The sequence below is a fragment of the Luteibacter sp. RCC_6_2 genome (genome assembly GCF_041360655.1).
Taxonomy (GTDB): Bacteria; Pseudomonadota; Gammaproteobacteria; order Xanthomonadales; family Rhodanobacteraceae; genus Luteibacter.
This window is the reverse complement of record NZ_JBFUPQ010000027.1, coordinates 1-8,626: the sequence shown is the minus strand read 5'-3', so window position 1 is coordinate 8,626 and position 8,626 is coordinate 1. Positions and strand designations below refer to the sequence as shown.

Here is an 8,626-nt window from a genome sequence, read left to right as displayed (position 1 = left end):
ACGACCCCCACATCGGCACCTGGCGCCTCAGCCGGCCCGGCGGCAATCCCGCCTTCCGCGGACCCGCCATCCACCGCTCCCGCGACGGCTCCTGGGCCTACAACCCCATCGGACTGCGCGGCGGCTCCGGCCGCGGCGCTCCCGCCGCCCAGGGGCGCCAGGGCAACCTGTACGAGGAATACAGCCAGGAAATCGAGATGGCCTTCCCTGATGCCTTCGAACGTGAACTGGTCCATACCCAGATGCAGGCCGAGCTGGTTCCCGGTGGCCCCGCCGCCGCCATCACGGCCGCTCAGCGCGCACGCTGGAACGAGGTGGTGCGCCGGGCCGAGGTCCGGGTCGCGAACCGGGCACCGCCGGAGCCCGCGTGGACACAAACCGGGTATCCGATGGACCTGGCGCCTCCGCCGGTGCCCAACGGCTTCCAGCGCGTATCGGTAGCGGACGTCCCGGCGGACCTTTGGTACTACGGCGCGAAACCGATCAGGGACAGCGGCGTGCGAATCTACAGGTCTGCAGGCTCCGTCGACTTCCCGAGCGTCCGCATCGCTGGAAACGTGAACGGCATCCGTGTCACGACGGTGCCACCCACGGCGCCGATCGCCGACATCCGGAATGCCGTGGGGGCACCGGATCTCCTGCGCTCGACCACGTTCGCCGTCCGGATCGAGGCGCGAGGCCTCAGGTGGCCACGCCATGAAACCAATCTCACCGTGATGCGCCGAACAGGCCAGCCGAACGCGTACGTCATCGCCGAGGATGGATCGACAAGTAACTCGATCACCGTGATGGAGCCTCGATACACCCTCATGGGCACCCTGCCGCGCGAGGCCCCATAGCTTCCAGGTGCGCCTGCTCCGGGAGGGAATGACCCGGTCCGCCGTTAGATGAATACCCCGCGAGGTCTCGTGCCTCCGGGGCTTTCATATACAAGACCAGCGATAACGCGCTACCTCGGCGCCGCCGTGTATCCTCCACCTCCCCGCCGATAGCGCCACCGACCCTTGACCATCCGCCGCCGCCCGATCGTCCCGACTCTTCTGCTGCTACTTGCCCTGCTTACCGCCTGCAACAGGCAGAAAGAAGCCCCGGGCACACCCGGCGGCGGTTCACCCGAGGCCGCGGCCAGGGAATCCCTGGCGCTGTTGCGCGACGGCAAGTTCGATCTGTTCTGGCAGCACGCGTTGCCGCCGGCGGACTTCGCCACGCTGCGTGCCGACTGGCCGAAACGCAACGCCGCGCAGGAACCGATCACACCGGAAGACCGAGCGAAGTTCGAAGCGGGCGTGAAGCGCCTCACCGAGCCGGACGCGGAGAAGAAACTCTTCGCCGACCTGCGCCCGACGCTCGCGCGCTTCGACCGCGACTACAAGGACCAGATGCCTTTGCTCGCCGGTATCGGCCAGTCGATGGCATTGACCGCGATCGACCAGGCCAAAGACCTTCCGCAATCGCAGAAGCACCAATTGCGCGACGTGGTGAATGTCGTCGCGCCCTGGACCCAGACCGTGGCCTGGGGCGACCAGGCAAAGGCGAAGCAAGCGATCTCCATCCTGGTGGACACGGCCCGCAAGGTGAAGTTGTCCACGCCGGAAGCGCTGCACGCGATGAGCTTCGAGGAATCGATGACCACGTGGTCCACCGCGTGGCTGGGATTCAAGCGCCTGCTCGATGTATACGGCCTTTCGGTCGACAAGAGTTTCGAATCCGTGAGTATCGACACGCTCGAAAGCAATGGCGGCTCGGCCCACGTCAAGATCACCTACACGGTGCTGGACAAGCCGATCCAGACCGATGCCACCCTGGTCCTGCTCGACGGCCGCTGGTATGACAACGACCTGCTCCAGCGCGTCCGTGACCAGCATGCGCGGCTGGTCCAGCCAGCCCCGTCGGCAAGCGCACCCGCTCCGTCCGCCACGGCGCCACCGCCGCGCAACCCCGGCGCACCCGTGGCGGACGCCAAGGACCGCTGAGGTCGTACAATCCGATGATGTCCGAAATCCCGATGAGTGCGGATCCGCACGTCCATGTCGCCCGTTCTCCCTGGTGGTTCAAGCTGCTGGGGCGTCTTCTCGAGCCCTGGGTGCGGATCAAGCGCGACCCCGCCGAGCCCGCCACCCTGCTGAACAGCGGCGCGGCCGTTTGTTATGCGATCGAACGTGACGGCACCTCCGACGCCCTGATCCTGGAACGCGCCTGCCGCGAGGCCGGGCTGCCCAGCCCCATGCAGTTGCTCGACCTTCCGGGCCGGCGCCGCCGTTCGGTTTTCTCACTGAGCCGCCGCCATGGCTGGCTGTTCGGCCGCACCGATTCGCGCGGCCCCAAGGAACCGATCGGCCAGTTGATCCGGGCGATCGAAGACGATCCGACGCGTGACATCCAGGTGGTCCCGGTATCGATCTATGTCGGCCGCGCGCCGAACCGCGAATCGGGCTGGTTCAGCGTGCTGTTCGCCGAGAACTGGCTGGTCGTCGGCCGCTTCCGCCGCATGCTCGCCTTGTTGCTCAATGGGCGCGACACCGTGGTGCATTTCTCCACACCCGTGTCGCTACGCACGGTGCTCGGTGAATCGGGAGAGCTCACGCAGGAACGCCTCACGCGCAAGATCGCCCGGGTGCTGCGCACGCATTTCCGCCGCATCCGCGCGGCCGTGATCGGCCCCGACCTCTCGCACCGTCGCACCGTGGTCGATGCCGTGCTCAATACCGAGCCCGTGCGTGACGCCATCGCCGCCACGGCGAGCAAGGAAAACATCTCCCTGGCGAAAGCCCAACGCCGGGCACGCGATTTCGCCCTCGAGATCTCCGCCGATTACTCGCACCCGGTAGTGCGTTCGACCTCGTTCCTGCTGTCCAACTTCTGGAACAAGCTTTACGACGGCATCGCGATGCACCACTTCGACAAGGCCCGCGCCGCCGCGCCGGGCCACGAAGTGGTGTACGTGCCTTGCCACCGAAGCCACACCGATTACCTGCTGCTGTCCTACCAACTGCATCACTCCGGCGTGGTACCACCGCATATCGCCGCGGGCGTGAACCTCAACCTGCCCGTGGTGGGCTCGATCCTCCGTCGCGGCGGCGCGTTCTTCCTGCGCCGCAGCTTCAAGGGCAATGCGCTGTATTCGGTGGTGTTCAACGAATACCTCGCCCAGCTGGTGGACCGCGGCGTACCCCTGGAGTACTTCATCGAAGGCGGGCGCTCGCGTACCGGGCGCTTGCTCGCACCGCGCGCGGGCATGCTGGTGATGACACTGCGCGCCTTCCTCCGCGCGCCGCGCCGGCCCGTCATGTTCCAGCCGGTGTACATCGGCTACGAGAAACTGATGGAAGGCAAGTCGTATGTCGGCGAGTTGTCGGGCAAGCCCAAGGAAAAGGAATCGTTGCTCGGCCTCATCCGTGGACTGAAGGTGCTCCGCCAACGCTACGGCCACGTCACGCTGAACTTCGGCGAGCCCATCCTGCTCACCCCGATGCTCGACCAGGCCGCCCCGAACTGGCGCGAGACCACGGCCGAGCCGGATGCGAAGCCCGAGTGGTTGAACAGCGTGGTCGACGACCTGGCCGAACGCATCCAGGTGAACATCAACCGCGCGGCCGACGTCAATCCCATCAACCTGCTTGCGCTCGCCCTCCTGGCGACGCCCAAGCATGCGATGGCCGAGAACGACCTGCTGGCCCAGATCGAACTGACCAAGGCGTTGTTCCAGGAACTGCCTTATTCCGATCGGGTGACCATCACGCCGATGAATCCGCAGGGCGTGATCGCCTACGGCGAGCAGATGGGCTGGGTGCGCCGCATACGCCACCCCTTGGGCGACGTGCTGGTCACCGAGGGAGAGCAGGCGGTACTGCTCTCCTACTTCCGCAACAATGTGCTGCACCTCAATGCCGCCGCCGCGTGGGTCGCCGCCTGCTTCCTCAACAACCGGCGCATGTCGCGTTCCTCGGTACTGCGCCTCGGCCAGATCATCTATCCCTTCATCCAGGGTGAGCTGTTCCTCCCGTGGGACAAGGAAGGCTTCGCCGCGCAGGTACAGGAAACCATCGAGTTCTTCGTCCGCCGCGGCATCCTGGAGTCCAGCGCGGAAGGACGCGTACTGGAGCGCGGACCGGGCCAGGACGATGGCGCCTATCAGTTGCGCGTTATCGCACGCAGCATGTTGCAGGCCTTCGAACGGTATTACATCGCCATCGCGGCCCTGGTGAAGAATGGCCCGCACACCATGAGCGCCGGCGAACTGGAAACCGCCTGCACGCTCACGGCGCAGCGCCTGGGCATGCTCAACGAACTATCGGCACCGGAATTCTTCGACAAGGCGCTGTTCCGCGGCTTCATCCAGAAACTTCGCGAGGCGAAGGTCGTGTGGACCGATCCCGCCGGCAAGCTCGACTTCAGCGATGCCCTGGAAGACATGGTGCGCGATGCCCGCGTGATCCTTGCACGCGAAGTTCGCCACTCCATCCTGAAGATCACCCCTGGTGGTGAAAACGATCGCGATCTGGACGCGCGTCCGCCGATCGACCCCGACGACGGCTCGGCAGGCGAATCCCTGCATGATCGCCATGTCGCCAACGAGCACACCCGTCACGACAGGCATTAGCCGGAGGCGCCTCGGTTAGAGGCGCGCAGGGGGCCGACAGGTGGGAGCCGATCCTGTCGGCGATGGGTGCTCGCGAAGCAAGGCCCCTCGCAATCCACTGACGAAAGTTGCCCCGCCGCACCTACATGGCGCGGCGATAGCCATCGGACAGGCTCATGGTCGTCCCCACTTTAAGCTTGCACTCCCGCCGGGAAGGATGCCGCGTGCGCTCCTACCCGGTCATACAACGATGGAGAGCGATATGGACATCCCACCGACGACTCCGCCTGCGGTCGTGCAACACGAAAACGAGGCATCTGTCGAGGCACTGCGCCGTCTCGCCACCACGCGCGATGCCTTCCTGCGCATGTACGAGACGCAACCCACCCTGAATGAAACCCATGCCCAGGGTGCGCAGCAACTGCTCGATGCCCTGCCTGGCTTCTGGATGTCGCCGGAAGCGGCCGGCGGGGAAATCCGCAGCACCATCCTGGGCAGGCATCTCGCCAGCACGATGAAGGAAGAGGCCACGTTGCGCGGTCTCGATGGCACCCTCGGCGAAGATGCGGTATCGCTTGCGAAACGTATCGCCATGGCGAACGACACCGCCCTTCCCGCCGGCATCCACGCGCGCGAATTGATGTTGGGCGACGTTCCCCATGCGGGATCGCTGATCGTCGTCGATGACCGCGCGCCGCACCTCGCCCTTCTGTTCACCACGCATGGCGGATGGGAGGCTTTCGATTCCCAGGAACGTCTCCTGGAATCCACCCGGCGCAGATTGCTGGAGTCGATCGACGCCATGGATGGCACCGGGGTGGAGAACGATGCCTTCGTGGAAGCGAAGGCGCAAGGCGCCATCGGTTCCCGGGAAATCGCCGCCGCCGTCTTTCCCACCCTGGCGAAACGCATGGTGGAAGTGCAGCTCGGGCGCATCGCACTCGCGGTCGACGACCATCGTCTCGATAGCGACGTCCCCGGAGCGGCAACCGAACTCGCCGATCGTATCCGTTATGAGCTTTCCCCGGCGGCGATGCTGGACATCGACGCCATCGAAAGCCTGCGCGAGGCCCGCCTGGTCGAAGCGGCTGTCACGACCCGCCTCGCCGACGTCCCGGACAACGTTCGCACCGCGTGGTACGAGGCGCGCGATGCCTATAACGACGCGCTGGCGATGGCGGCGATGCTCCGCTCCATCACGGGCGTGCGGCAGCCGCTGACCTTGCACGCCTTCGCTTCGCGTGAACTCGCGGCGAAACTGGCGGTGCTGGGCATCGACGAATCCCCGGAAGGGATCACGGTCGAGATCGCCCGGGTGAAGGTGCTTCCGGACCCGCTGTCGGCATTCGACCCCCTGCCCGGATCGACGAACGTGCGACGTGTTTCGCTCGTCGACCTGGCCTGCCAGAACATCGGCCGTTTCTCTCTCGAGACGCTGCACGCGATGGATGCGCAAGGCACCTCGCTACGCGACCGCCTGGGCCAGGGTGCCATTCGCGGCATGGTTCGCGACCTCGATATCGCGAGCCGTTACCAGGCTCACATCGAGCAGCGCCTGCGCCAGGGAGCCGTCGGTGCCCTGACCCGGAAGCTGACCATGATCGTGCAGTCCGCGCAGATGCGTCTGGAAGCAACCGAAGCACGGCTGTCGTACTACCTGTCAGGCGAACCCCGTTCATTCATCGACGATCGCGAGGAACGGGGGTTTCGCTGGGTCGAAGCCGCACTCGATGGTCCGGGCGGCTCCGTTCGCGTAGGCAACCATGAGATTGCCGCCTTTCAGGTCATGTACCAGCAGGTTCCGCTCGACGGCATCCTCATCTTCGGATCGCGCGCGCCATACAGCGCGCCCCGGATCGTCATGTACACGCCCAGCGCACCGGACGGCCTCACTTTCCGCGAATTCGACAATCGACAGGACGCCGCGAAGCGTTTTCTGTACCACCCAGCCTTCCGCGAATACCTGCTCGACCGCCTGCCGGCGGAATTCGCCACCGTTTCACCCAACGGGGCGAGACGCGAGTTCGCCGGCGACCGTCGCGCCCACTGGGTGCTCGGGCCTGGCGGGGATACCCCCTACACATTGACTGCCGAGCCATTCGGCGAGCGTCAGGTACATGGCGATTTCCTCTCCGCCACATACGACACCACCGTCGAGAAATACCAGCGCGACACCCGCTTCCTCGCCCGTTCCACGAAAGACGCGGATAGCGACACGTTGTTCGCATACCTGCAAGGGCGTTTCAACATCGACGCGCCGGGAAGGTTCCTCGCGGCCGCGCTTGCGGAGGTGCCGGCCAGTCTCGCGCGCATGACGCAGGCTTCGTGGCGCTTCTACGACCACGTGAAATCGGGCGACACGGGTGAGGCCGTCGTCGCGTTCGCCGAAGGCTACGTCAACGCGCTCAACCTGGTGGTGCCTCCCTTCGTCGGTGGACGGTACATCGCCGGAGCCATCGTGCGCTCCCGCTCCGCTCCTTATGGCATGGCAAGTACCGGGGTGCGGCTGACGTCACCGCGAGTGCGCTTCGACGACCGATACGCGGTACGTCATCCGCGCACGACGGGCACACCGGACGAGAACGGCATCTTTCGCGTGCGTGGGCAGTCCTACGTCGAGCAAGACGGCAGGTTTTTCCTCGTCAGCTATCACGAGTCCTACGGTCGATGGCGTCTCGACCGGCCGCAGGGATCCCTGGATACCCACTTCACCGGACCATTGATCGAACGCATCGACGGCCGATGGACATTCGCGCACGATGTCGGTCTGCGCGGGGGCATGCGACGGCTTCGTGAGCGGTTCAACCGCATGTCCGTGGCTGGCGATGCTCCTCCGCCGGCAGCTCCCGCCGCCGCCGTCGACGTCGTACCGCCCGCCGTCCCGCGCCCTGAGGCGCCACCAGCCCTGGTCTTGCCTCCGGTGATGGAGCCCGTGCGCGCCGAGATCGCGGCCGTATTGGCTGACAATCCGAGTGCATATCCCATGGTGTGGCAAGACGGCACGCATCTGAAGTTCGATGTTCGCCCACGCAGTGCGCTGCTCATCGACCCGCACCTTCATCCGGACATCGCCGCGCTCAGCGTCCATCAGCGACGCGTGTTCCTGCACGAGCTGGACGCACGGTTCCCGCTCGCCAGCGAGCGCGTCGAAGTGCTGAACCTTCGCGGATGGGTTCGTGACGACGGCCGCCGGGTCCCCTCGCCGCCACCGTCGCCCTCACATGGCTCCTCGCCTGGGACCACGCAGGGTGCCGATATCCAGTCACCCTCCGTATCCTCGTCGACCGGCCATCCGGCACCTTCCACGCCGACACTCACCCCAAGCCAGCAGAGGCGTTGGGACGATGCGCTCGACGTGGCGAGGAACGCGCCACGCTCGCCGCGTCGGTCGACGGCCGGCACGGCCGGCAGCACCGTCACCGAGGCCATCCCGGCCGCCGAAGTCGTGCCCTTCCACGAGTGGCCGGAGCGCATCTGGTATTTCAGGGAGCGCCGATTCGTGGCGGAATTCCTGCCGGGGGAGAACGTCGAAGGCATCACGCTGGCCGATGGTGCGGCGTGGGTTCGTGGGCCCTCCTCGTATCCGGTGTCGGCCCTTCCACCGGAATCGCCCGTGGCGCAGCTATCCGACGTGCTCGGCATGTCGCCGGTCCATCGATCCTCGCAGCGCGATCCGCTCGGCTATTGGATGCAGATCAATACGACGAGTCTCCGTGCGCCGCCCAGGCCGGAGTGGGCAGGCTCCCGGACGGGTCCCGATCCCGGATTCGAGATACGCCGACGCATCCTTCCCAGCGGCGAATACCAATACACGTTGCACAGCAACGCACCGATCTACATCCCCTCGACACAGATCGTCAACGTCGGCCGACGGGGCGAACTCGGGACCCCTCTCGGTCCGGTCCGCCACTGAATCATCCCCACCAGGAAAATCATCATGGATACGATGCCCCCGCAGGCCCCGCCTGCTCTCTCCCAGAGTCCCTACCAGGCGGCCACCGACGCCTTCGACCGCCTCGTCGGCCTCCAGGCCTGGCTGGCCACCCA

General features: G+C 66.0%; 4 protein-coding genes. All 4 read left to right on the top strand.

Annotation, left to right across the window (positions count from 1 at the left end; genetic code table 11):
• A partial coding sequence (locus AB6730_RS18725; protein ID WP_371025103.1) for a hypothetical protein occupies positions 1–839 on the top strand: 839 nt, incomplete at its 5' end.
• Between the two features lie 165 nt (positions 840–1,004).
• Complete coding sequence (locus AB6730_RS18720) at positions 1,005–1,973, top strand: hypothetical protein (protein ID WP_371025102.1); 969 nt, start codon at positions 1,005–1,007, stop codon at positions 1,971–1,973.
• A 32-nt stretch (positions 1,974–2,005) separates the two neighbouring features.
• Positions 2,006–4,600, top strand: coding sequence for a glycerol-3-phosphate 1-O-acyltransferase PlsB (gene plsB, locus AB6730_RS18715; protein WP_371025101.1), 2,595 nt, complete (start codon positions 2,006–2,008; stop codon positions 4,598–4,600).
• 241 nt (positions 4,601–4,841) lie between these two features.
• A complete protein-coding gene (locus AB6730_RS18710; RefSeq protein WP_371025100.1) occupies positions 4,842–8,492 on the top strand; it encodes a dermonecrotic toxin domain-containing protein in 3,651 nt (1,216 codons plus the stop codon).
• Positions 8,493–8,626: the final 134 nt, after the last annotated feature.